Here is a 1,356-nt window from a genome sequence, read left to right on the forward strand (position 1 = left end):
TAGTGAAGCGCTACATAAATTACCTCGATTGCTTTTACCAAATAATACCCAAGTCTTGGCCTGATTTGGCGTCGGTCGTTTTATCCACTTCATCATTAATGACTTAACGGAGCAACGATATTTCCGCGCTAGCCATTTTGCTAATTTCCAGAAAACTATACGATCAATTTTACTGTAAACTTTAGCGGTATAATCAGTATGACGATAAAATTGCGCCCAGCCTTTAAGCTTGCGGCTGAGTTGTTCAACTTTGTCTATCTTGCTACAACTGTGATCACTAGATAAAGCTTGGCTCAAAGAATGAGAAAATGCTTTAGCCTTACCATGTGGAATACCAGACACCACACGCATATTTCCTTTAGGACCACGTTTCCTTATGATCCTATGTCCAAGGAAGATAAACCCATCATTTACATGGGTAATATGGGTTTTCTCCATGTTAAGTGTGAGTTTAAGTTTACCTTCAAGAAAATTTCGACACTGATCACGAATGGCTTCTGCTTGTTGTTTGTTACCTTTGACAATCACAAGAAAGTCATCGGCATAACGACAATAAGCAACCCCAGGTTTCCATTGTCTATTTTCCTCTAGTGCAATGGTACGCTTATCTTGGATTGTACGATTCCAGTACCAGCGATCTTTACGTGCTTTCTTGCTCAAGTAGCATTTATCCAAATACTGATCAAATTCGTTGAGCATGATATTTGACAATAATGGAGAAATGACACCACCTTGTGGTACGCCTTCGCTTGTTGCACAGAATAGATTACGTTCAATATGTCCTGCTTTGATGAACCGCCAGAGCAATTCATTAAATCGTCGACAATTGATACGCTTACGCACACATGTCATCAGTAATTGATGGTGGACTGTATCAAAATAGCTTGATAAATCCCCTTCAATTACCCAGCGCCCACGTGGTTCACTTGAGCCTGTCATTTGTAACTTAACAGTTCTAATGGCGTGATGGACACTGCGTTCAGGTCTAAAACCATAGGATAGTGAATGAAAATCATTTTCCCATATCGGCTCCATTGCCATGAGCATGGCACGTTGCACTATTCTGTCTCTTAAGCTGGGTATGCCTAAAGGGCGTTGCTTTCCATTCGCTTTAGGAATATAAATTCGTCTGGCAGGCATTGGTTGATAATTACCCGAGAGTAAATCATTTCTGATCCCATCTAAGTAATCAGTCAGCTTATCCTGTAAGTGAATTTTGGTTATTCCATCAACGCCAGGTGTTTTGGCACCTTTTGAAGAAAGCGTTACTTCAGCCGCTTGGCAAAGCCATTGTGGGTGACTGATAAGGCGCAGTAATCGATTAACGCGACGCGCTTTATCGGTTGCTGTCCATGT

1 protein-coding gene is annotated in these 1,356 nt (G+C 41.2%); it reads right to left on the reverse strand.

Translation table 11 applies throughout. The features are described from left to right. Positions 1 to 1,356 (reverse strand): group II intron reverse transcriptase/maturase (ltrA, locus tag H5058_RS18085; RefSeq protein WP_182679372.1); only part of this gene is annotated, 1,356 nt, incomplete at both ends.

The sequence above is a fragment of the Pseudoalteromonas sp. SR45-4 genome (genome assembly GCF_014163535.1).
GTDB lineage: Bacteria > Pseudomonadota > Gammaproteobacteria > Enterobacterales > Alteromonadaceae > Pseudoalteromonas > Pseudoalteromonas nigrifaciens.